The sequence below is a fragment of the Kitasatospora sp. NPDC048286 genome, assembly GCF_043201735.1.
Lineage (GTDB): Bacteria > Actinomycetota > Actinomycetes > Streptomycetales > Streptomycetaceae > Kitasatospora.
The window spans coordinates 629,924-654,859 of the sequence record NZ_JBICZE010000004.1 but is presented as its reverse complement, the minus strand read 5'-3'; the positions used below and the strand labels follow the sequence as shown (position 1 = coordinate 654,859).

Sequence of the window (24,936 nt, the reverse complement as noted above, 5' to 3'; positions counted from 1 at the left end):
TACCCGATCACTCCGGCGTCGGACATCCTGCACGAGCTGAGCCGGCACAAGAACTTCGGGGTGCGCACGTTCCAGGCGGAGGACGAGATCGCCGGCATCGGCGCCGCGCTCGGCGCCGCGTTCGGCGGGGCGCTCGGCGTGACCACCACCTCCGGACCGGGCGTCGCCCTCAAGTCCGAGACGATCGGCCTGGCCGTCTCCCTCGAACTGCCGCTGCTGGTGGTGGACATCCAGCGCGGCGGCCCCTCCACCGGCCTGCCGACGAAGACGGAGCAGGCGGACCTGCTGCAGGCCATGTTCGGGCGCAACGGTGAGGCGCCGGTGCCGATCGTCGCCCCGGCCACGCCCGCGGAGTGCTTCGACGCCGCGCTGGAGGCGGCCCGGATCGCGGTCACCTACCGCACCCCGGTGTTCCTCCTCTCCGACGGCTACCTCGCCAACGGCTCCGAGCCCTGGCGCATCCCGGACGTCGACGAACTCCCCGAGATCGACCCGCAGTTCGCCACGGGCCCGAACCGTGAGGACGGCGCGTTCTGGCCCTACCTACGCGACCCGCACACCCTGGCCCGCCCCTGGGCCGTGCCCGGCACACCCGGCCTGGAGCACCGGATCGGCGGCATCGAGAAGCAGGACGGCACCGGCAACATCTCCTACGACCCCGCGAACCACGACTTCATGGTCCGCACCCGCCAGGCCAAGATCGACGGCATCACCGTGAAGCCGGTCGAGGTCGACGACCCGTCCGGCGACGCCCGCGTCCTGGTCCTGGGCTGGGGCTCCACCTACGGACCCATCACCGCCGCGGTACGCCGGGTCCGCGCCGACGGCGGCGAAGTCGCCCAGGCCCACCTGCGCAACCTCAACCCCTTCCCCGCCAACCTGGGAGCGGTGCTGCGCAGTTACGAGAAGGTCATCGTGCCCGAGATGAACCTGGGGCAACTGGCCCTGCTGCTGCGGGCGAAGTACCTGGTCGACGCCGAGTCCTACAACCAGGTCCGCGGACTGCCCTTCAAGGCCGCCCAACTCGCGGACGTGCTCTGGGCCGCGATCGGCACCCTGGACGAGGAGGACCACCAGTGACCGAGCAGCACGCCTTCCCCTCCCTGCGCCTGGTCCCCAAGACCGAACAACCCCAAAGCGCCCGGGACTTCAAGACCGACCAGGAAGTCCGCTGGTGCCCCGGCTGCGGCGACTACGCCATCCTCGCCGCCGTCCAGTCCTTCATGCCCGAACTCGGCATCCGACGCGAGAACACCGTCTTCGTCTCCGGCATCGGCTGCTCCTCGCGGTTCCCGTACTACATGAACACCTACGGCGTGCACTCCATCCACGGCCGCGCGCCGGCGATCGCGACCGGACTGGCCACCGCACGCCAGGACCTCAGCGTCTGGGTGGTCACCGGCGACGGCGACGCCCTGTCCATCGGCGGCAACCACCTCATCCACGCGCTGCGCAGGAATGTGAATCTGAAGATCCTGTTGTTCAACAACCGGATCTACGGCCTGACCAAGGGCCAGTACTCGCCGACGAGTGAGCTGGGCAAGGTCACGAAGTCGACGCCGATGGGCTCGCTGGACGCGCCGTTCAACCCGTTGTCGCTGGCGATCGGCGCGGAGGCGACGTTTGTCGCCCGCACGATCGACTCGGACCGGCAGCATCTGCAGTCGGTGCTGCGGGAGGCCGCCCTCCACGAGGGCACGGCGCTGGTGGAGATCTACCAGAACTGCAACATCTTCAACGACGGCGCGTTCGAGGTGCTGAAGGAGCCGGGCAGCCGGGACGAGGCGCTGATCCGCCTGGAGCACGGCCGGCCGATCCGCTTCGGCACGGACCTGGCCAACGGTGTCTTCCGTGGCCGTGACGGCGAGCTGTTCACCGCCCCCGTCACGGCCGACAACGAGGACGAGGTGCTGGTCCACGACGCGCACGCCGCGAACCCGGCCGGCGCGTTCGCACTCTCCAGGATCGCCGACGCGGACACCCTCCACCACACCCCGATCGGCGTCCTGCGCAGTGTCCAACGGCCGGTCTACGACGAGTTGATGGCCGAGCAGCTGGCCACCGCCACCACCCAACGCGGCCCCGGCGACCTGGCCACACTCCTCGCCGGCAACGACACCTGGACGGTGCAGGCTTCCTGATGAGACAAGCGACCAGGACGTACGAGCCGGTGACCGGCGCGGGTGAGGTCTCGGCCCCGAGCCCTTACCCCCACGACGCCGGGGTTGGTGTCATGACCGAGGGACCGCTCACGGCGGCTCCCCCCACTCGATCACCCCTGTCGGCGGCCCGGTACTGCCTGGTCGAGTCCCGACCGGTGGTGCAGATCGTCTTCCTGATGCGGTTCCTGGTGGGCGCCGTCTGCGGGGCGGTCGTCGGCGACGACTGGTCGGTCGGCGGGGTGCTGCTCGGCGGGCTGGCCATGACCTGCGCGGTCATGGCGGCCTACCTGCTGAACGGCGTGATGGACATCGCCGAGGACCGGGCGAACGGCTCGCGGCGACCGATCGCCCGCGGCGCCCTGCGCCTGCGGACGGCGGCCGCCGGGGTGCGGTTCCTGTCCGGCGCCGCCCTGGTGCTGTCGGTGTTCGTGCCGGGAGAGTTCTGGTTCATCGTGCTCTCCCTCTTCCTGGGCTACGCCTACTCGGTGCCGCCGCTGGCCGCCAAGCGGCGCACCGCGACCAGTGCCGCCGCGGTGATCGCGATGGGGGCTTCCAGCTACCTGGCCGGCGCGGTCTCCGCCGGCGGCGGCGGGATCTCGGAGGGGCCCCTGCTGTTCTGCGGGCTGCTGGCCCTGTGGATGGGCTTCGTGGGCGCCGTCACCAAGGACCTCGGCGACATCGCCGGCGACCGGGAGGCGGGCCGCCGCACCATCGCGGTGGTGTACGGCGAGCGGACGGCCAGGCTGTTCGCCGCGGTCTCGGCCATCGTCCTGGGGACGGCCGGGCTGCTGCTCGGACTCCGCACCGAACTGCTGCTGGCGGGCGCGGTGCCGCTGGCCTCCGGGGCCGGCTGGGTCGCGGTGCGCTGCCTGTGGCCGGACAAGGCGCAGGCCCGCGGCCCGTACCGGGCGTTCATGGTCACCCAGTACGTGGCGAACGCGGGCCTGGCCCTCGGTCTGCTCGTCGGGAAGTGATCGCGATCCGCTGCTCACCGACCGATCAGTCGCGCGGACTGGGCCTTGTTGACGGCGTCGAGCCGGGTGGTCGCTTCCAGCTTGGTGAAGATGTTCCGCAGGTGCCGCTTGACCGTGCCCTCGGTGATGCCGAGCCGGCGCCCGATCTGCCGGTTGCTCATGGCCTCGGCCACGCAGGTGAGCACCTCCAGCTCGCGCGAGGTGAGGACGTTCTGCGGCTCGGGCCGGTCGGCCGGGCGCGGCGGTCGGGCGGTGGGCCGCTGCGGGGTGAACAGGATGGTGCCCCCGGCGACGGCGCTGCGCACCGCGGCGAGCAGCACCTCCCGGGTGGCCGACTTGTGGAGGTAGCCGAAGGCTCCCTCGGAGAGCAGGGAGTGGACGAGCTCGTCGTCGTCGTGCATGGTCAGGACGACGATGCGGGAGTCCGGGACGGCGGTCTTGAGCTGCCGTACGGTCTCGATCGGGCCCGGCCCGGGCATCTCCAGGTCGAGCAGGATGACGTCCGGCTGCAGTTGGACCGCCTGGTGGACGGCCATCGGGCCGTCGCCCGCCTCGCCGACCACGGTGATGTCGGGCTCCCTGGTCAGCAGGTTGCACAGGGCGGTGCGGAGCAGGACGTGGTCGTCGGCCGCGAGGACGCGGACCTGGGAGTCGCTCATGAGACGTATTCACCGGAGCAGTCGACTGCCGGCAACGGTATTCGGAACTGGATCCGGGTGCCCCTTCCGTTGATGTTGGCGACCGACAGGGTGCCGCCCATGGCGGTGGTCCGCTCGCGCATGGAGACCATGCCGTTGCCGCTCTGGAACTTGGACGCGGACAGGTCGATGCCCTTGCCGTTGTCGGTGACCCGGGTCTCGAGCACGCCGTCGCCGAGGTTCACCTCGACCTGGATGCTGGTGGCACCCGAGTGCTGGTAGGCGTTGCGCAGGCACTCCCGGATGATCAGGAAGACCTCGTCGTGTTGGAGCGCGGTCATCTCCGTGGTGCCGCCCTCGACGTGGATGTCCACCACGGTGTCGGCCGGGCAGGACAGTTCGACGTAGTCGAGCAGCCGCTTGTGGAAGCTGGTGCGGCTGCGCGGTGCGCGCAGGCCGTTCACCAGCTCCCGGACGAACCCGAAGGTGTCCTGGAGCGCGGTCTTGGCCTCCTCGATCCGGGCGGAACCCGGTCCGGGATCGCCGGCCTCGGCCTCGGCCTCGTGGAGTTCGAGCAGGCGCATGGCCAGGCCGAGGCTGCTGCCGATCCGGTCGTGGATCTCGCGGGCGAGCCGGGCCCGTTCGGCGGAGTTGATCCGGTTGACCCCGCGCATCAGGAAGGCGTCGTAGCCGATCAGCGCCGCCTGCACCCGGCTGTGGACGCTCTGGTGCAGGGCTCTCACCGCACGCCGCATCCGGACGAGTGCCACGTCGTCCGGCAGGCAGGCCATCATGTCCGGTAGTGCGTCGAGGACGATGTCGGTGAGGATCTGGGCGGCCCGGAGTGACTCCATGGCGGGGATGTGCTGGAGCGCCCGACGGGCGCCGAGCTCCAACGAGGAGAACTCCGCGTCGAATTGCTCGGGGAGTTCGGCACGGGGGCCGTGGATGGCTCTGATGCAGTCGGCCATGATCTCGCGGGCCTGCTGCTCGCACTCCGGCCACACCGTCTCCTCGAGGACCAGGAGACTGCCCGCGGAGCGCAGCGCCTCCGCGTAGGCCGCGATGGCCGAATCGACGACCTTCTCCAGCCCGCAGGGATCGGGTGTCAATACTTTGGCAACCACTCTGTTTCCCCCCATTCATCCATGGCCGACGTTCCCAGTGGCCCGGTCACGACCGTCCATGCAGCGTCGATCATATGCACAATGACGTCGCTGTCTGTCAACTGGATGTTACGGATAAGGGCAACGGCGAACCGGGGGCGTCCGGCTGGATCGTGGGCGAACCACATCTGGGGGGATGGGTGCTTCCAGAGAGTGGTGTCGTGATGGCATTCCGTAGCCGTCACCCCTCGAGGTCGAGCGCCTCCCAGTGTCGGCGCGAACCGTCCGTGACCACCCGGCCGAACAGGACGTCGGCGAAGTGACCGCCGAAGCCCAGCGTGTCCGGGGTGGACAGCTCCCGGAGGATCCGTAGCCGGGAGTCCACCGAGACGTCCCGGGCGGAGTCCACCAGCACCCGCCACTCCGGCCGCTCCACCTGCACGGCACTGTGCAGGGCGTCACCGATGACGACGAGCCGCCGCCCGCCGGACGAGATGATGTACGAGGTGTGGCCGAGCGTGTGGCCGGGGGTGTTCCAGGCCGTGACGCCCGGGAAGATCTCCTGGCCGTCCGTCGCGCCGACCGCGTTCTCCTGGAGGTGCCGCGCGGCGGTGGCGGACGGCGCGCCGTGCCAGCCGCGCCACTCCGTCAACGAGGTGACGAACCGGGCGGAGCCGAAGAGCAGCCCCGATCCGTTGGAGTTCGGGGCGAAGGCCCAGCCCACGTGGTCCTCGTGGAGATGGGTGAAGGCCACGGTGTCGACGGCCTCGGGTGCCAGGCCGTGTGCGGCCAGGCCCGCCGGCAGCCGCCCGCCCTCCTCCGCGCCGAGGAAGGGGTAGCTGTCGGCCGGTGACGTGCGGCGCGGCCCGTAGCCGGTGTCGATCAGCAGCGCCCGGCCCCGGTGCTCGACCAGCAGGCTGCCGACGGACGCGACCAGGTAGCCGCCCTGGTCGAGGTGGTCGGAGTGTCGTTGCCAGTCGCCGCCGCCGGTCTCGGGGAACCAGGCGCGCGGAATCAACTGGACGAATCCGTCCGGAAGGTACGTCAGCCGGTGATCGCCGAATTCCAGCGTACGGGTGGGGGAGATTCGGCGGAGCCGCTCGCCCCTCTCCGCTGCCGTCGGGGATTGGGCGGGCTGCTGCGGGTACGGCGCGTCTTCGACCACGTGGATCACGGTAGACGGATTGCCCCCCATCTTTCAACGTTCGCCGACTGCGGCGACGGTCACATGCCGACGTGAACTGTCGACCGTCCGATGGTTTTTGGCCATTCGGTGGGAGAAGTGGGCGGCTTCGGTCGCTTCGTTCGGCTGATTCGACGGGTGTTCAATCCCGGCCGCGCGCGGTGGGGATGGCGTCGAGGCGGCTCCCGGATTTACACAAAAAGCGTTCACCTGACATTAGTTGATGGACGGTCGGATCGAGACGGATTGCCCGGTGGCACTCGTCGGCAGGACCGGCGACGGGCTTGACCAGCGATTGACCCGAGGCCGTGGAGCGCCGGGAGACGACGCCCGGACTTTACCGGCGCCCCGCCGGACCTTACCGGGGACGGTGCGGCGCCGCAGGCCGATCCGCGGGGTGGGCGGGGCGAGCAGGGGTCGACGGCGGGCCGCACCGGTCCCCGCCGGGTTCGCGGAGCGGCCCGCGCCGCGCCGGGCGAGGGCCCCCGGGGGCGGGGCCGCGGCTGGGGGCGCGGCCGGTCGGGGTCGCGGTCGGGGTGGGGGACGTAGGGGGACTGCTAGGGGTTGGTGCGGATTCGGGGCGGCCGTAGCGTGCCGGTGATCGCGTGTGCCGGGGCTCGGGGCCGGCCGGCGGTCGAACCGGTGGCCCGCGGGCGCCGCAATCCTTCACCGAACCAGGAGGTCCGGCGCGATGACAACCGCAGCAGGTGTGAGTCGCGTGGTACCCGGCCGCGGGGCTCGCCCGGCCGGCGGTCCGGCGACCGGTGAAACGGGTGCGCCGGTGGAGGATGCCGTCGCCGTCGTCGGGGTGGCCTGCCGGCTCCCCGGGGCGGACGGACCCGACGCGTTCTGGGCGCTGCTGAGGGAGGGCCGCAGCGCCGTCGCCGAGGCGACGGTCGAGCGCTGGGGCCGCGACCTCGGCGAGCACGCCGCCCGGCACGGAGCGTTCCTGGACCGGGTCGACCTCTTCGACGCCGGCCTGTTCGGCGTCTCGCCGCGCGAGGCCGCCGCCATGGACCCGCAGCAGCGGCTCGCCCTGGAACTCGGTTGGGAGGCCCTGGAGGACGCCGGGACCGCCCCCGACCGGCTGTCCGGCACGGCCACCGGCGTCTTCCTCGGCACCATGAACGCCGACTACGCGCTGCTCGCCGACCGCCTCGGCCCGGACGCCATCGGCCGGCACACCCTGACCGGCTCGCAACGCTCCATCATGGCCAACCGGCTGTCCTACACCCTCGGCCTGCGGGGCCCCAGCCTGTGCGTCGACACCGGCCAGTCCTCCTCGCTGGTGGCCGTGCACCTGGCCGCGGAGAGCCTGCGCCGGGGCGAGAGCGAACTCGCGCTGGCCGGCGGCGTACAGCTCAACCTGGTGCCCGAGACGGCCCTGGTGGCCGAGGGCTTCGGCGGGCTCTCCCCGGACGGCCGCTGCTTCACCCTCGACGCCCGCGCCAACGGCTACGTCCGCGGCGAGGGCGGCGCCCTGGTCGTGCTCAAGCCGCTCGACCGCGCGCTGGCCGACGGCGACCGCGTCTACGCCGTCATCCGCGGCGGCGCCGTCAACAACGACGGCGCCACGCCCGGGCTGACCACGCCCGACCCGGCCTCGCAGCGCGAGGTCGTCGAACTGGCCTGGCGGCGGGCGGGGATCCCCACCGACGGCGTCCAGTACGTCGAACTCCACGGCACCGGCACCAGCGTCGGCGACCCCGTCGAGGCCACCGCGCTCGGCGCGGCCCTGGCCGCCGGGCGCGTCGACCGGCCGCTGCAGGTCGGCTCGGCCAAGACCAACGTCGGACACCTGGAGGGCGCCGCCGGAGCCGTCGGCCTGCTCAAGGCCGTCCTCGGCATCCACCACCGGGAACTGGCCGCCGGCCTCAACCACGACACCCCCAACCCGACCCTCGACCTGGCCGCCCTCGGCCTGAGCGTGCGGCGGCACACCGGCCCGTGGCCCGAGGCCGACCGCCCGCTGCTGGCCGGCGTGAGCTCCTTCGGCGTGGGCGGCACCAACTGCCACCTGGCACTGTCCGAGGCGCCCCGGCCGACCACCCCGGGCGGCGAGCACCCCGCGCCGGCCGGGCGGCAGCTCGCCTGGCCGGTGCACGGCCACGGCGAACCGGGCCTTCGGGCCCAGGCGCGACGCCTGCACACCCACCTGACGGAGCACCCGGACCTCGACCCGGCCGACGTCGCGCACACCCTCGCGGTCGGGCGGGCGGCGCTGCGCCACCGCGCCGTCGTGGTGGGCGCCGACCGGACCGGGCTGCTGGCCGGACTGGCGGCGGTGGCCGCCGGCGAGGAGGCCGGCGGGGTCGTCCGGGGCGCGGCCGAGGCCGGGAAGCTGGCGTTCCTGTTCACCGGACAGGGAGACCAGCGGCTCGGCATGGGCCGGGAGCTGTACGAGGCCTTCCCGGTGTTCGCGGACGCCTTCGACGCGGTCTGCGCGCGGGTCGAACTGCCGCTGCGCGAAGCGGTGTTCGGGTCGGACGCGGAGCTGCTGGGGCGGACCGAGTACGGGCAGCCCGCGCTGTTCGCGCTCCAGGTGGCGCTGTTCCGGCTGTACGAGAGCTGGGGCGTGCGGCCGGACTTCCTGGCCGGGCACTCGCTCGGCGAGCTGGCGGCCGCGCACGTCGCGGGTGTGCTGTCACTGGACGACGCCACCACCCTGGCGGCGGCGCGCGGACGGCTGACCGAGGAGCTGGCGGCGGGCGGCGCGATGGTGGCGGTCAAGGCCGCCGAGGCGGACGTCCTGCCGCTGCTGACGGACAACGTCAGCGTCGCCGTGATCAACGGCCCGACGTCGGTGGTGATTTCCGGCGACGAGTCCGAAGCCCTGGCCGTCGCCGGGAAGTTCGAGAAGTGGAAGCGGCTCAACATCCCGTTCTCGTCCCACTCGCCGCTGGTGGACGGGATGTTGGAGGAGTACCGCCGGGTCGCCCAGGGGCTGACGTACACCGCGCCGCGGATCCCGGTGGTGTCCACCGTGACGGGAACGGTCGTGGCGGCCGAGGAGCTGTGCTCGCCCGAGTACTGGGTGCGGAACGTCCGCCAGTCCGTGCGCTTCCTCGACGCGATGCGCGCCCTGGAGGCCCAGGGCGCCACCGCCTACCTGGAGTTGGGCCCCGACGGCGTGCTGTCCGCCGCCGGCCCGGACTGCCTGACCGGCGCGGGCGGCGTGTTCGCGCCCTCCCTGCGGGAGGGGCGGGACGAGCTCCGCACGGCGATGGGCGCCGCGGCGACCGCGTACGTCAACGGGGCTCCGGTGGACTGGACGGCCCTCGGCGGCGGCCGCCGGGTGCCGCTGCCGACGTACGCCTTCCAGCGGGAGAGCTACTGGCTGTCCGGGGCGCAGGCCGCTCCGGGCGCGCTCGGCCAGGCCGTTCCGGGGGCGCCCGGCCAGGCCGGCCCGGCGGAGGACCGGCAGGAGACGGCGGGCGCCGAGGACCGCCTGAGCTCCTGGCGGGACCGCGTTGCGGGCGCCTCCGAGTCCGAACGTGAGCGGCTGCTGGTCGAGTTGGTGCAGCGCCAGGTGGCCGTGGTGCTCGACTACCCGGGCGCCGGGTCGGTCGACGTCAGCGCGTCCTTCAAGCAGCTCGGCTTCGACTCGCTGACCGCCGTGGAGCTGCGCACCCGGCTGGCCGCCGCCACCGGGCTCGACCTGCCCGCCAGCCTGCTCTTCGACTACCCGCGGCCCGCCGTCCTGGCGCGGCAGCTGGTGGACCGGCTCCTCGGCACCACGGAGGGGACGGCGGCCGACGAGACCCCGGCCGGCGGACCGGAGCCGATCGCGATCGTCGGCATGGCCTGCCGCTACCCGGGCGGGGTCGCCTCGCCCGAGGATCTGTGGCGCCTGGTGACGGACGGCGCGGACGCCGTCGGCGGCTTCCCGGCCGACCGCGGCTGGGACCTCGCCTCGCTCTACGACCCCGATCCGGCCAACCCCGGCACCTCCTACACCCGTCAGGGCGGATTCCTGGACGGCGTCGGCGAGTTCGACGCCGGGTTCTTCGGGATCTCGCCGCGTGAGGCCCTCGCGATGGACCCGCAGCAGCGGCTGCTGCTGGAGACCTCCTGGGAGGCCTGCGAGCGCGCCGGCATCGACCCGTCGACGCTCCGGGGCAGCCGGACCGGCGTCTACGTCGGCGCGATGTCGCACGACTACGGGCCGCGGCTGCACGAGGGCGCCGACGGCCTCGACGGATACCTGCTGACCGGCACCACGGCGAGCGTGATGTCGGGCCGCATCTCCTACACCCTCGGTCTTGAGGGCCCCGCGGTCACCGTGGACACCGCGTGCTCCTCCTCGCTCGTCGCCCTCCACCTGGCCGTCCGGGCGCTGCAACGCGGCGAGTGCGGCACGGCGCTGGCCGGCGGCGTGGCGGTGATGTCCACCCCGGGCATGTTCGTGGAGTTCAGCCGCCAGCGCGGGCTCTCCGAGGACGGCCGCTGCAAGCCGTTCGCGGCCGCGGCGGACGGCACGGGCTGGGGCGAGGGCGCGGGCATGCTCGTACTGCAGCGCCTGTCGGACGCCGAGCGCCTCGGGCACCCGGTGCTGGCCGTGGTGCGCGGCAGCGCCGTCAACCAGGACGGTGCCAGCAACGGGCTGACCGCCCCCAACGGGCCGTCGCAGCAGCGGGTGATCCGCGCGGCGCTGGCCGACGCCGGGCTGACGGCGGGCGACGTGGATGCGGTGGAGGCGCACGGGACGGGTACCCGGTTGGGTGACCCGATCGAGGCGCAGGCGCTGCTGGCGACGTACGGGCAGGAGCGCGGCGGGGACCCGCTGTGGCTCGGTTCGTTGAAGTCGAACATCGGGCACACCCAGGCGGCGGCCGGTGTCGGTGGCGTGATCAAGATGGTCATGGCGATGCGGGCGGGCGTGCTGCCCAAGACCCTGCACGTGGACGAGCCCTCGCCGTTCGTGGACTGGTCGGCGGGCGCGGTCGAGCTGCTCACCGAGGCACGGGGCTGGCCGGCGGGCGGACGGCCCCGTCGGGCCGCCGTGTCCTCCTTCGGGGTCAGCGGGACCAACGCCCATGTGGTGCTGGAGCAGGCGCCGGAGTCCGAGGCTTCCGCGGCGCCGACGGCCGACGGCGTGGTGCCGTGGATGCTGTCGGCCCGGAGTGAGGCCGCGCTGCGGGAGCAGGCGCGGCGGCTCCGCGGGCGGATGTCCACGACGGAGGCCGACCCGGCCGACATCGGGTACTCCCTCGCCGCCACCCGGACCGCGTTCGAGCACCGGGCCGTGGTGATCGGCGACGGGCGGGACGAGCTGCTGACGGCGCTCGACGCCGTCGCCCGGGGCGAGGCCGCCGCCGGTGCGGTGTCCGGGCGGGTGCGTTCGGGGCGTCCGGTGTTCGTGTTCCCGGGGCAGGGTTCGCAGTGGCTGGGCATGGCCCGGGGGCTGCTGGCGGATGAGCCGGTGTTCCGTTCCCGGATGGAGGAGTGCGCCAAGGCGCTGTCCCTGTACGTGGATTGGGAGCTGCTGGAGGTCGTCTCGGGTGAGGACGGCGGGTGGATGGAGCGGGTGGACGTGGTCCAGCCGGTGCTGTTCGCCGTGATGGTCTCGCTGGCTGCTCTCTGGCGTTCGTACGGTGTGGAGCCGTCGGCGGTGGTGGGGCACTCGCAGGGCGAGATTGCCGCCGCTGCGGTGTCGGGCGCGCTGTCGCTGGAGGACGCGGCGCTGGTGGTGGCGCTGCGCAGCCAGGCGATCATCGAGCTCTCGGGTCTGGGTGGCATGGTGTCCGTCCCGCTGCCCGCCGAGCAGGTGCGTGAACTCCTGGAGGGCCGCGAGGGAATCTCGATCGCGGCCGTCAACGGCCCTAGCTCGGTGGTCGTTTCCGGCGATGCGGACGCCCTGGACGAGCTGATGGAGTACTGCAGCGCGCAGGAGATTCGGGCGCGTCGGATCGCGGTTGACTACGCCTCGCACTCGGCGCACGTCGAGCGCATCGAGGCCCGCCTTGCCGAGCTGCTGGCCCCGGTCACGCCCCGGGTTCCGGAGGTGCCGTTCCACTCCACCGTCACCGGTGAACTGATCGACTCGGCCGCGCTGGACGCCGGTTACTGGTACCGCAACCTGCGTCAGACCGTGGAGTTCGCGAGCACCATCGAGGCCCTTCTGGCGTCCGGCCACTCGCAGTTCGTCGAGGTCAGTGCCCACCCGGTGCTGACCGTCGGCATCCAGGAGGCCATCGACGCCGCCAACGCCGAGGCGAGCGTCCAGGGCACCCTGCGCCGCGACCACGGCGGCCGGGAGCGGTTCCTGACCGCCCTCGCCGAGGCCTGGAGCAACGGCGCCACCGTCGACTGGGCCGCCCAGTTGCAGGAGGGCGGCGCCCACCGCATCGACCTGCCCACCTACGCCTTCCAGCGCGACCGCTACTGGCTCGCCCCCGCCAGGCCGGGCGCCGGAGCCGTGAGCGAAGCGGGCCTGGCCGCCGCCGACCATCCGTTGCTGGGTGCGGCGGTGGCGCTGGCCGACCGCGATGGGCACGTCTTCACCGGTCGCCTCTCGGTGCAGACCCAGCCGTGGCTGGCGGACCACGCGGTGGCCGGCACGGTGATCCTGCCGGGTACGGCGTTTGTCGAGCTGGCCGTTCGCGCGGGTGACCAGGCCGGCTGTGACGTGCTGGAGGAGCTGACCCTGGAGGCGCCGCTGGTGCTGCCCGTCCAGGGTGGCGTGGCGGTGCAGGTGGTGGTCGGTTCGCCCGACGCCGACGGCCGCCGCGAGGTGGAGGTCTACTCCCGCCCCGACGACGCGCAGGGCACGGACGAGCAGTGGACCCGCCACGCCACGGGCACTCTCGGTCGGGCCCGCGAGGCCGCGGCCGGCTTCGCGGAGGCCGAGTGGCCGCCCCGCGACGGCGTCGCGATCGACGTGGACGCCCTTTACCAGCGGTTGGACGCCGCCGGGTTCACCTACGGCCCGGCGTTCCGGGGCCTGCGGGCCGCCTGGCAGCGCGGGGACGAGGTCTTCGCCGAGGTCGCTCTCGCGTCGGAACAGCAGTCCGAGGCGGACGGGTTCGGGCTGCACCCCGCGCTGCTCGACGCGGCCCTGCACGCCGCCGGGTTCGCGGTGCTGATCCAGGACGACGGCCCGGGCCGGCTGCCGTTCTCCTGGCGCGGTGTCCGGCTGCACTCGGTCGGCGCGTCCGTGCTGCGGGTGCGGCTGACCCTGGCCGGGCCCGAGGAACTGTCGCTGGCCGTCGCCGACGCGGCCGGGGCCCCGGTGCTCGAAGCCCGGTCGCTGATGCTCCGTCAGATGCGTCCCCTGGCAGGGGAGAGCGAGGCCGGAAGTCTGTACCGGGTGGAGTGGTCGGCCCTCCCGTCCGGCTCCCCGGCCGAGCCCGCCTCTGCCGGCTGTGCCGTGCTCGGCGCCGACGGGCTCGGCGTCCGCAGCGCGCTGGAGGCCGCGGGCCTGTCCGTGGCGCACTACCCGGAGCTTTCGGCGCTCGCTGCCGAGGCGGGGGCCGGCCGCGCCGTGCCCGCCACGCTGTACGTGCCGATGACGGCCGGCAGCGAGGGCGGGGACGACCTGGCCGACGAGACCCACCGTGCCACGCTGCGGGCGCTGGACGTTCTCCAACACGTACTGGCGAACGGGGAGTTCGAGCGGACCACCGTCGTCGTGGTGACCCGCGGCGCGATCGCGGCGGGCGCCGGCGAGACGGTGTCGGACCTCTCGCACGCGCCGGTCTGGGGCCTGCTGCGCACCGCGCAGTCGGAGAGCCCCGGCCGCTTCGTCCTGGTGGACCTCGACGACGCCGACCGCTCGCGGCTGCTGCTGGCCGCCGCGGTGGCCACCGGTGAGGCCCAACTCGCCCTGCGGTCCGGGGAGATCCGCGTGCCCCGGCTCGCCCGCGCGCTGCCCGCCGGCGACGCCGAGGCGCACGCCGCGGCCGTCCCGCGCCTCGACCCGAACGGCACCGTCCTGATCACCGGCGCGACCGGCGCCCTCGGCGGGCTGCTCGCCCGCCACCTGGTCACCGTGCACGGCGCCCGCCACCTGCTGCTGCTCAGCCGCAGCGGCCGGGCGGCGGCGGGCGCGGCCGAGCTGGAGGCCGGGCTCCGGGAGCTGGGCGCCGAGGTGGAGCTGGTGGCCTGCGACGCGGCCGACCGCGCCGCGCTCGCCGCCCTGCTGGACACCGTCCCGGCCGACCACCCGCTCACCGCCGTCGTCCACACCGCCGGTGTGCTCGACGACGGCGTGATCCCCGCGCTCACGCCGCAGCGGGTCGCGGCCGTCCTGCGGCCCAAGGTCGACGCGGCGCTGGCCCTGCACGAGCTGACCGCCCACCTCGACCTGGACGCCTTCGTCCTCTTCTCCTCCGTCGCCGCCACCCTCGGCAACGGCGGCCAGGGCAGCTACGCCGCGGCCAACGCCCTGCTCGACGCCCTGGCCCACCGGCGGCAGGCGGACGGTCTGGCCGCCACCTCGCTGGCCTGGGGATTCTGGGCGCTCCGCAGCGGCATGACCGGCCACCTCGAAGGCGTCGACGTGGCCCGGATGGAGCGGTTCGGCCTGGGGGCCCTGCCCTCGGAGGCCGGGCTCGCCCTGTTCGACGCCGCGCTCGCCGGCGGGGCGGCGGCGTACGTCCCGGCCCGGCTGGAACTCGCCCCGATCCGCGGCAGGGCCCGCGCGCTCGGTGAGGTGCCGACGATGTTCCGGGGCCTGGTCCGGGTGCCGGAGCGCCGTGCCGCGGCCGCCGCCGACGGCGCAGCCGACGTCCGGTCCTTCGCCGACCGCCTGGCGGCGGCCCCGGCCGAGGAGCGGGCCGGGCTGGTGCTGGACCTGGTCCGGGCGCAGACCGCCGCCGTCCTCGGCCACGCCTCCCGCGAGGCCGTCGACGGGGGCAACGCGTTCAAGGAGCTCGGCTTCGACTCGCTGACCGCGGTCGAGCTGCGCAACCGGCTCAACGCCGCGACCGGGCTGCGGATGCCGGCCACCCTGATCTTCGACTACCCGACACCCACGGCCCTGGCCGGCTTCGTCCGGCGCGAACTCGCCCCCCGGGACGAGCCGGAGGAGGACCGCTCGCTGCTCGCCGAACTCGACCGGCTGCGGTTCGCGATGTCCACGGCCGAACCGGACGAGCTCGAACGGGACCGGGTGACCGCGCGGTTGGAGTCGCTGCTGGCCGAGTGGACCGGCGGCGGGCGAGACGAGCGCGGCGGTTCCGACGAGGTCGACCTCGGGGCGGCCAGCGACGACGAGATGTTCGCCCTCCTCGACAACGAGCTCGGGCTTTCCTGAAGTGATCACGACCAGTTCCCGGCCTGATACGGCGGAGGTGATGGGCCATGTCCACTGAGGATCGGCTTCGCGACTATCTCAAGCGCGCCACGAACGACCTGATGAAGGCCAAGCAGCGGCTGCGCGAGGTGGAGGAACGGGACAACGAGCCCGTGGCGATCGTCGGCATGGCCTGCCGCTACCCGGGCGGGGTCGCCTCGCCCGAGGACCTGTGGCGCCTGGTGGCCGACGGCGCGGACGCCGTCGGCGCCTTCCCCACCGACCGCGGCTGGGACCTCGACGCGCTCTACGACCCGGACCCGGACCACCCCGGCACCTTCTACGCGCGGGAAGCCGGATTCCTGCGCGACGCCACCGAGTTCGACGCGGGCTTCTTCGGCATCTCCCCGCGCGAGGCGTCGGCGACGGACCCGCAGCAGCGGCTGCTGCTGGAGACCTCCTGGGAGGCCTTCGAGCGGGCGGGCATCGACCCGGCGACGGTGCGCGGCACCAAGGTGGGCGTGTTCACCGGCGTCATGTACCACGACTACGGCTCGCGCCTGCCGCAGGTGCCCGCCGACGTCGAGGGCTACCTGGGCAACGGCAGCGCCGGCAGCGTGGCGTCCGGCCGCGTCGCCTTCTCCCTCGGTCTTGAGGGCCCGGCCGTGTCCGTCGACACCGCCTGCTCCTCCTCCCTGGTCGCCCTGCACCTCGCGGTGCAGTCACTGCGGCAGGGCGAGTGCTCGCTGGCCCTCGCCGGCGGCGTGGCCGTCATGTCGACCCCGGCGACGTTCATCGAGTTCAGCCGCCAGCGCGGGCTCTCGGCGGACGGCCGCTGCAAGTCCTTCGCGGCCGCCGCCGACGGCACCGGCTGGGCCGAGGGTGCGGGCGTGCTGCTGGTGGAGAAGCTGTCGGACGCCCGGCGCAACGGGCACCCGGTGCTCGCGGTGGTGCGCGGCAGCGCGATCAACCAGGACGGTGCCAGCAACGGCCTGACCGCCCCCAACGGCCCCGCGCAGCAGCGCGTCATCCGCCAGGCTCTGGAGAACGCCCGACTGTCGGCCGGTGAGGTCGACGTCGTGGAGGCGCACGGGACGGGTACCCGGTTGGGTGACCCGATCGAGGCGCAGGCGCTGTTGGCCACGTACGGGCAGGAGCGCGGCGGGGACCCGCTGTGGCTGGGCTCGTTGAAGTCGAACATCGGTCACACCCAGGCGGCGGCCGGTGTCGGTGGCGTGATCAAGATGGTGATGGCGATGCGGGCGGGCGTGCTGCCCAAGACCCTGCACGTGGACGAGCCCTCGCCGTTCGTGGACTGGTCGGCGGGCGCGGTCGAGCTGCTCACCGAGGCGCGGGAGTGGACGGCGGGCGAGCGCCCGCGTCGGGCCGCCGTCTCGTCCTTCGGGGTCAGCGGGACCAACGCCCATGTGGTGCTGGAGCAGGCGCCGGCGGAGGAGTCCGCGACAGCCGATGAGGTGTCGTCGGCGGCCGGTGGTGTGGTGCCGTGGGTGCTGTCGGGTCGCAGTGAGGTGGCGCTGCGGGAGCAGGCGCGGCGGCTGCTGGCGGCGGTCGCGGAGGAGCGGCCGGCGGACGTCGGTTTCTCGCTGGTGTCCTCGCGGGCGGTGTTCGAGCACCGGGCCGTGGTGGTCGGCGAGGGCCGGGAGGCGCTGCTGGCGGGCCTGGGTGCGCTGGCGGACGGTCTGCCGGGTGCGGGCGTGGTGTCCGGGCGGGTGCGTTCGGGGCGTCCGGTGTTCGTGTTCCCGGGGCAGGGTTCGCAGTGGCTGGGCATGGCGCAGGGGTTGCTGGCGGATGAGCCGGTGTTCCGTTCCCGGATGGAGGAGTGCGCCAAGGCGCTTGCTCCGCATGTGGATTGGGAGCTGCTCGACGTCGTCGCGGGTGAGGACGGCGGGTGGATGGAGCGGGTGGACGTGGTCCAGCCGGTGCTGTTCGCCGTGATGGTCTCGCTTGCTGCCCTCTGGCGTTCGTACGGTGTGGAGCCGTCGGCGGTGGTGGGGCACTCGCAGGGCGAGATTGCCGCCGCTGCGGTGTCGGGCGCCCTCTCCCTGGAGGACGCCGCCCTGGTAGTGGCGCTGCGCAGTCAGGCGATCATCGAGCTCTCGGGCCTGGGCGGAATGGTGTCCGTTCCGCTGCCTGTGGAGAGTGTCCGCGAGCTGCTGTCCGGTCGTGAGGGAATCTCGATCGCTGCGGTCAACGGCCCCAGCTCGGTGGTGGTTTCCGGTGACGCCGGTGCCCTGGACGAGCTGATGGAGTACTGCACCGGGCAGGAGATCCGGGCGCGTCGGATCGCGGTGGACTACGCGTCGCACTCGGCGCACGTCGAGCGCATCGAGGCCCGCCTCGCGGAGCTGCTGGCCCCGGTCGCCCCGCGCGTGCCGGAGGTTCCGTTCCACTCCACCGTGACCGGTGAGTTGATCGACAGCGCTTCGCTGGACGGCGCGTACTGGTACCGCAACCTGCGCCAGACGGTCGAGTTCGGCAACATCATCGAGGCCCTGCTGGCGTCCGGCCACTCGCAGTTCGTCGAGGTGAGCGCCCACCCGGTGCTGACCGTCGGCATCCAGGAGGCCATCGACGCCGCCAACGCCGAAGCCACGGTTCAGGGCACCCTGCGCCGTGACCACGGCGGCCGGGAGCGTTTCCTGACCGCCCTCGCCGAGGCCTGGTCCAACGGCGCCACCGTCGACTGGACCGCCCGGTTCCAGGACACCGCCCGCCACATCGACCTGCCCACCTACGCCTTCCAGCGCGACCGCTACTGGCTGGAGCCCGAGGCTGCCGCCGACGAGCCGGCCGCCGTGGTCGACGCCGTCGAGGCCGGCTTCTGGGAGACCGTCGAGCGCGAGAGCCTCGACGAGCTGACCGCCACGCTCGCCCTGGACGCGCACGCCCCGCTGAGCACCGTGCTGCCCGCACTGGCCTCGTGGCGGCGCCGTCAGCGCGAGCGTTCGGCGCTGGATGCCTGGCGCTACCGGATCACCTGGCGCCCGGTCGGCCACTCCCCGGCCGGTCCCGCCGCCGCGACGCTCGCGGGCACCTGGCTGGTCGCCGTCCCGGAGACGGCCGACGAGGTTCTGGCCCGGGCTGTCGAGGAGGCGCTCACCGCGTGCGGTGCCGAGGTGGTCGCCCTGCCGTGGCAGGCGGCCGAGGACCGGGGTTCGCTGGCGGCGCGGCTGCGTGCCGTCGCCGAACACACCGACGTGGCAGGCGTGTTGGCGCTGCCCTTCGCCTCCGCTGCGGCAGTGGACGCGGAGGACGTCCCGGCGGCCGTGGTCGCGGCCACCGTCCTGGTCCAGGCGCTGGGCGACGCCGAGCTGGCCGCCCCGCTGTGGCTGGCCACCCGGGGCGCCGTCACCGTCGGCCGGGCGGATGCCGTCGAGGCTCCGGAGCAGGCACTGCTCTGGGGGCTGGGACGGGTGGTCGCCCTGGAGCACCCGGACCGCTGGGGCGGTCTGGTGGACCTGCCCGCCGCGCCGGACGGGCGGGCGCCGGCCCGACTGGCCGGTGTGCTGGCCGGTGCGCCCGGGGAGGACCAGGTGGCGCTGCGTCCGGAGGGCGTGTTCGCCCGCCGGCTGGTGCGTCCGCGCCCCGACGCGGCCTCCGCCGAGCCCTGGCAACCGCGTGGAACGGTTCTGGTCACCGGCGGCACCGGTGCTCTCGGCGGGCACGTCGCCCGCTGGCTGGCCGCGAACGGTGCCGAGCGTCTGGTGCTGGCCGGCCGTCGGGGCCTGGAAGCGCCCGGAGCGGCCGAGCTGGCCGCCGAGCTGGCCGAGTCGGGCGTGGCGGTCGACCTCGTGGCCTGCGACGTGGCCGACGCCGAGGCGCTCGCCGCCCTGCTGGACACCGTCCCGGCCGACCAGCCGCTCACCGCCGTCGTGCACACCGCCGGCGTGCTGGAGGACGGGGTGGCGGACGCGCTGACGCCCGAGCGGTTCGCGGCCGTGCTGCGGCCCAAGCTCACCGCCGCGCGCCGGCTGCACGAGCTGACCGCCCACCTCGACCTGGACGCCTTCGTCCTCTTCTCCTCCTTCGCCGGCACCGTCGGCAACCCCGGTCAGGCCAACTACGCCGCCGCCAACGCCTACCTGGACGCGCTCGCCGAGCAGCGCCGGGCCGCCGGCCTGCCGGCCACCGCCGTCGCCTGGGGCCACTGGGCCGGCGGTGGGCTGGCCGACTCGGCCGCCCGGGACGCCCGGCTGCGCCGGGACGGGCTGGTCGCGATGGCGCCGGAGGCCGCCGTCGCCGCGATGGCCGCCGCGGTGGGACGGCCGGACGCGCTCACCGTGATCGCCGACGTGGAGTGGGAGCGCTTCGCCCGCAACTTCTGCGCCACCCGCCCGAGCCCGCTGCTGGCCGAACTGCCCGAGGTCCAGCGGGCGGTGGCCCCCGCCGACCGGCCGGCGGACGGCGCGGACCGGACGGGCCTGGCCGAGCGGTTGGCCGCCCTGCCGGCCGCCGACCGGGAGCGCCACCTGCTGACGCTGGTGCGCGGCCAGGTCGCCGGGGTGCTCGGCCACGCCTCGCCGGAGGCCGTCGACCCGGTGCGCGCCTTCCGCGAGCTGGGCTTCGACTCGCTGACCGCCGTCGAGCTGCGCAACCGGCTCGCCGCCGTCACCGGCCTCACGCTGCCCGCCACCCTGGTGTTCGACCATCCGACGCCGTCCGCGCTGACCTCCCTGCTGCTCGGCCTGCTGGTCGGCGACCGGGAGGCCGGTGCGGCCCCGGTGGCCGTACGGGCGGGTGCGAGCACCCGGGCCGCCGACGAGGAGCCGATCGCGATCGTCGCGATGAGCTGCCGCTTCCCCGGCGGGGTCAGCAGCCCCGAGGAGCTGTGGGAGCTGCTCGCCGGCGGACGGGACGCGATGACGGGCTTCCCGGCCAACCGCGGTTGGGACCTCGACGCGCTCTACCACCCGGACCCGGACCGCAAGGGCACCTGCTACGCCCGCGAGGGCGGATTCCTGCACGAGGCGGGCGAGTTCGACGCCGGCTTCTTCGGGATCTCCCCGCGTGAGGCGCTCGCGATGGACCCGCAGCAGCGCCTGCTGCTGGAGACCTCCTGGGAGCTGTTCGAGCGCGCCGGCATCGACCCGGCCGCACTCAGGGGCAGCCAGGCGGGCGTGTTCGTCGGCACCAACGGCCAGGACTACGTGCCGCGCCTGCACGAGGGCCCGCAGGGCGTCGAGGGCTACCTGCTGACCGGCAGCGCCGCCGCCGTGGTCTGCGGGCGGATCGCCTACACCTTCGGCCTGGAGGGCCCGGCCGTCACCGTCGACACGGCCTGCTCGGCCTCCCTGGTCGCCCTGCACCTGGCCGCCCAGGCCCTGCGCAACGGCGAGTGCACGATGGCGCTGGCCGGCGGTGCCACCGTGATGTCCCAGCCGGGTTCCTTCATCGAGTTCAGCCGCCAGCGCGGCCTGGCCGCCGACGGCCGCTGCAAGGCCTTCGCCGCCGCGGCCGACGGGACGGGCTGGGGCGAGGGCGTCGGCCTGGTGCTGCTGGAGCGCCTCTCCGACGCCGAGCGCAACGGACACCGGGTCCTGGCCGTGGTGCGCGGCAGCGCCGTCAACCAGGACGGCGCCAGCAACGGCCTGACCGCCCCCAACGGTCCTTCCCAGCAGCGCGTCATCCGCCAGGCCCTGGCGGCCGCCCGGCTGACCGCCGGCGAGGTCGACGCCGTCGAGGCGCACGGCACCGGCACCACCCTCGGCGACCCGATCGAGGCCCAGGCGCTGCTGGCCACCTACGGCCAGGAGCGCACCGGCGAGCCGCTGTGGCTCGGCTCGGTGAAGTCCAACCTCGGCCACACCCAGGCCGCCGCCGGCATCGCGGGCGTCATCAAGATGGTCATGGCGATGCGGGAGGGCGTCCTGCCCAAGACCCTGCACGTCGACGAGCCGACCCCGCACGTCGACTGGACCTCCGGCGCCGTCGAACTGGTCACCGAGGCCCGCGCCTGGCCCGAGACCGGGCGCCCGCGCCGCTCGGGCGTCTCCTCCTTCGGCATCGGCGGCACCAACGCCCACGTCATCCTGGAGGCCGCGCCGCCCGTCGAGGAACAGCCGGTCGCACCGGTGACCGGGCCGGTGCCGCTGGTGCTGTCCGGCCACTCGGGACCGGCCCTGCGCGACCAGGCCCGCCGACTGCGGATCTGGCTCTCCCGCGAGTCCGACCCGGACCTCACCGCGCTGGCCACCGCGCTGGCCGGCGAGCGCGCGGCCCTGGGCCACCGCGCCGTGCTGACGGCCTCCGACGTGACGGAGCTGGCGGCCGGGCTGGAGGCCCTCGCCGACCGGGAGGGCGCGGCCGGCCTGGCCATCGGCACCGTGCGCGAACCCGGCCGCACCGCCTTCCTGTTCACCGGACAGGGCAGCCAACGGCCGGGCATGGGCCGCGAGTTGTACGAGGCCCACCCGGTGTTCGCGGACGCCTTCGACGCGGTCTGCGCCCGGGTCGAACTGCCGCTGCGCGACGCCGTGTTCGGCGATGACGCGGAGCTGCTGGACCGCACCGAGTACGCCCAGCCGGCGCTGTTCGCCGTCGAGGTGGCGCTGTTCCGCCTGTTCGAGAGCTGGGGGCTGCGCCCGGACGTCCTGGTCGGCCACTCGATCGGCGAGCTCGCCGCCGCCCACGTCGCGGGCGTCCTGTCGCTGGACGACGCCGTCACCCTGGTCGCGGCCCGCGGCCGGCTGATGCAGGCGCTGCCCGAGGGCGGCGCGATGGTCGCGGTGGAGGCCACCGAGGAGGAGGTCCTGCCGCTGCTCACCGAGAACGTGAGCATCGCGGCGATCAACGGCCCGACCTCCGTGGTGGTCTCCGGCGACGAAGCCGACGTCCTCGCGGTCGCCGGCCGGTTCGCCGGGCAGGGCCGCCGGACCAAGCGGCTGAACGTCAGCCACGCGTTCCACTCCCCGCTGATGGACGGCATGCTGGACGACTTCCGCCGGGTCGCGGAGGGTCTGACCTACGCGGCGCCGCGGATCACCGTGGTCTCCGACGTCACCGGGGACCTGGCCACCGCCGAGGAGCTGTGCTCGCCCGACTACTGGGTGCGCCACGTCCGCGAGGCCGTCCGCTTCCTCGACGGCATGCGCACCCTGGAAGCCGACGGCGTCACCACCTTCGTCGAACTCGGCCCCGACGCCGTGCTCACCGCCCTGGGCCGCGACTGCCTCGACGAGCGGACCGACGCCCTGCTGGTGCCGGCGCTGCGCCGGGACCGCGACGAGGCCGGCGCGGTGCTGTCCGCCCTCGCCGAACTCCACGTGCACGGGCACGCGCCGCACTGGCCGGCCGTGCTCGGCGCCCCGCCCGTCCGCCGCCTCGACCTGCCCACCTACGCCTTCCAGCACGACTGGTACTGGCTCGACACCGACCCGGCGACCGCCCCCGCCGCCCCGGCCGCCGACGACCGGCACCCGGCCGGGACCGCCCGGGAGGCCGGCTTCTGGGCCGCCGTCGAGGACCAGGACCTGACCGCCCTCGCGGAGACCCTGCGGCTGCCCGACCCGGCGCCGCTCGGCGCGATCCTCCCGGAGCTCTCCTCCTGGCGGCGCCGCACCCGGGAGCTGTCCGCCGTCGACGCCTGGTGCCACCGCTTCACCTGGCAGCAGCTGCCCGAGCCCGCCCCGGCCGGTGCCGCCGGCGGCTGGCTGCTCGTCGTCCCCGAGCCGCAGGCCGGCCACGCGCTCGTCACCGGGGCCGTCGACGCCCTCACCGAGGCCGGCGCCGACGTGTTCACCCTCGAACTCGACACCGGCGACGCGGACCGCACCGTCCTGGCCAAGCGCCTGGCCGAACTCCTCGCCGACGGGACCGAGGTGACCGGCGTGCTGTCGCTCGCCGCGCTCGACGAGCGGCCCCACCCGGATCAGGAGGAACTCTCCACCGGCCTGGCCCTCACCCTGGCCCTGACCCAGGCACTCGGCGACGCCCAGCTCCACGCACCGCTGTGGGCGGTCACCAGTGGCGCCGTCACCGTCGCCGCGACCGACCGACCGGACCACCCCGGGCAGGCCCAGGTCTGGGGCTTCGGACGGGTCGCCGCCCTGGAGCACCCGCTGCGCTGGGGCGGACTGGTCGACCTGCCCGCCACCCTGGCGGACCGCCGCACCCGCTCCCGCCTGCTCGGCGTCCTCACCGGCGGCTCGGGCGAGGACCAGCTGGCGGTGCGCCCCGGCGGGCTCTACGGACGCCGCCTGACCCCGGCCGCGCCCACCGGCCCGGCCGAACCCACCGGTTCGCGCGGCACCGGCTGGGTCGCCGGCGCCACCGTACTGATCACCGGCGGCACCGGCGCCGTCGGCGCCGAGGTGGCCCGCCACCTGGCGCGCGGCGGCGCCGCCCACCTCGTGCTGGCCGGCCGCCGGGGCGCCGACGCCCCGGGCGCCCCGCAGCTGCGGGACGACCTCGTCGCCCTCGGCGCCCAGGTCACCCTCGCCGCCTGCGACCTGGCCGACCGCACGGCCGTGGCCGACCTGCTGGACCGGCACGCCGTCACCGCGGTCGTGCACGCCGCCGGTGTCGTCGACGACGGCACCGTCGAGCTGCAGTCCCCGGAGCGCTTCGCCACCGTGCTGCGCCCCAAGGCGGTCGCCGCCCGGCACCTCGACGAGCTCACCCGCTCGCGCGAGCTGGACGCCTTCGTCCTGTTCTCCGCCTTCGCCGGGGCCGTCGGCAACCCCGGGCAGAGCAACTACGCGGCCGCCAACGCCTACCTGGACGCGCTCGCCGAACAGCGCCGCGCCGACGGCCTGCCCGCCACCTCGCTGGTGTGGGGCGTCTGGGGCTGCGGCATGGCCGCCGAGGGCGACGTCACGGAGCAGCTGGAGCGGGCCGGGCTGCGGGTGATGGCCCCCGAGTCGGCGGCCGGCGCCGTCGACCGGGCCCTCCCGCCCGGCCAGGCGGTGCTCGCCGTCGCCGACGTCGACTGGCCGCGGTTCGTCGGCCGGCGCACCGCGCAGCGGCCGAGCCGGCTCTTCGACGAGCTGCCGGCCGTCCGGAGCGAGGGCGCCGGGCACACCGGGGCCCAGGCCGCCGGGGCCGAGCCCACCGCCGGCCTGGCCGAACGGATCGCCGCCGCGCCCGCGGCCGAGCGGGAACGCCTGCTGCTGGCCCTGGCCCGCGAGTCGGTGGCCGAGGTCCTGGGCCACCGCGGCACCGCCGCCGTCCACCCCGACCGGGCCTTCAAGGAGCTGGGCTTCACCTCGCTCGCCGCCGTCGAGCTGCGCAACCGGCTGGACGTCGCGACCGGGCTGCGGCTGCCCGCCTCCCTGGTCTTCGACCACCCCACTCCCGCCGCCCTGGCGGAGTACCTGCGCGTCCGGCTGGTCCCGGACGCGGCCCCGCAAGCCCCGGCCGTCCTCGCCGAACTCGACCGGCTGGAAGCCGCGTTGGCGGCGGCGACGGAGGGCGGACTGCTCGCCGTCCTGCCCGAAGAAGCCGACCGGGACGCCGTCGGGAACCGGCTCAGGACACTGCTCTCCACCTGGACCGGCGCCCTGGGGGCCGACGAGCCGGAGGCGGTCGCCGACCAGCTCGACGCCGCCTCCGACGACGAGATCTTCGACTTCATCGACCGGAAGTTCGGGGCCTCATGACCAGCAACGCACGCGCACTCC

The 24,936-nt window shown here is 74.4% G+C and carries 7 protein-coding genes and 1 pseudogene; 5 read left to right on the top strand and 3 right to left on the bottom strand.

The window, feature by feature from the left end:
- The 3 genes and pseudogenes from ACGF13_RS12670 to ACGF13_RS12660 form a co-directional block, all read left to right on the top strand.
- Positions 1-1,080 (top strand): annotated as a pseudogene (locus tag ACGF13_RS12670) (2-oxoglutarate ferredoxin oxidoreductase subunit alpha); the annotation flags it as partial.
- Positions 1,077-2,141 carry a 2-oxoacid:ferredoxin oxidoreductase subunit beta gene (locus ACGF13_RS12665; protein ID WP_392872739.1) on the top strand — a complete coding sequence of 355 codons (1,065 nt, stop codon included), beginning with the start codon at positions 1,077-1,079 and terminating at the stop codon, positions 2,139-2,141. The pseudogene ACGF13_RS12670 and the gene ACGF13_RS12665, both read left to right, overlap by 4 nt.
- Positions 2,142-2,233: 92 nt before the next feature.
- Positions 2,234-3,136: a UbiA family prenyltransferase gene (locus tag ACGF13_RS12660; RefSeq protein ID WP_392872737.1), complete on the top strand. Its 903-nt coding sequence runs from the start codon at positions 2,234-2,236 to the stop codon at positions 3,134-3,136.
- A 14-nt stretch (positions 3,137-3,150) separates the two neighbouring features.
- On the opposite strand, the gene ACGF13_RS12655 is transcribed toward ACGF13_RS12660, so the two are convergent.
- The 3 genes from ACGF13_RS12655 to ACGF13_RS12645 all read right to left on the bottom strand — a co-directional run bounded on the left by ACGF13_RS12655 (position 3,151) and on the right by ACGF13_RS12645 (position 6,045).
- Positions 3,151-3,795 (bottom strand): response regulator, encoded by a 645-nt coding sequence (locus ACGF13_RS12655; protein WP_392872734.1) that lies wholly within the window; start codon positions 3,793-3,795, stop codon positions 3,151-3,153.
- The gene (locus tag ACGF13_RS12650; protein ID WP_392872731.1) at positions 3,792-4,886 is read right to left on the bottom strand and encodes a sensor histidine kinase; all 1,095 of its coding nucleotides are present in this window, start codon (positions 4,884-4,886) and stop codon (positions 3,792-3,794) included. Before ACGF13_RS12650 ends, ACGF13_RS12655 begins: the two co-directional genes overlap by 4 nt.
- Before the next feature lie 235 nt (positions 4,887-5,121).
- On the bottom strand, positions 5,122-6,045 hold the full coding sequence (locus ACGF13_RS12645; RefSeq protein ID WP_392872728.1) for an MBL fold metallo-hydrolase: 924 nt from the start codon (positions 6,043-6,045) through the stop codon (positions 5,122-5,124).
- Between the two features lie 799 nt (positions 6,046-6,844).
- Here ACGF13_RS12645 and ACGF13_RS12640 point away from each other — a divergent pair.
- Both ACGF13_RS12640 and ACGF13_RS12635 read left to right on the top strand, forming a co-directional pair.
- Positions 6,845-15,319 carry a type I polyketide synthase gene (locus ACGF13_RS12640; RefSeq protein WP_392872725.1) on the top strand — a complete coding sequence of 2,825 codons (8,475 nt, stop codon included), beginning with the start codon at positions 6,845-6,847 and terminating at the stop codon, positions 15,317-15,319.
- Positions 15,320-15,366: 47 nt separating this feature from the next.
- The gene (locus ACGF13_RS12635) at positions 15,367-24,915 is read left to right on the top strand and encodes a type I polyketide synthase (protein WP_392872722.1); all 9,549 of its coding nucleotides are present in this window, start codon (positions 15,367-15,369) and stop codon (positions 24,913-24,915) included.
- Positions 24,916-24,936: the final 21 nt, after the last annotated feature.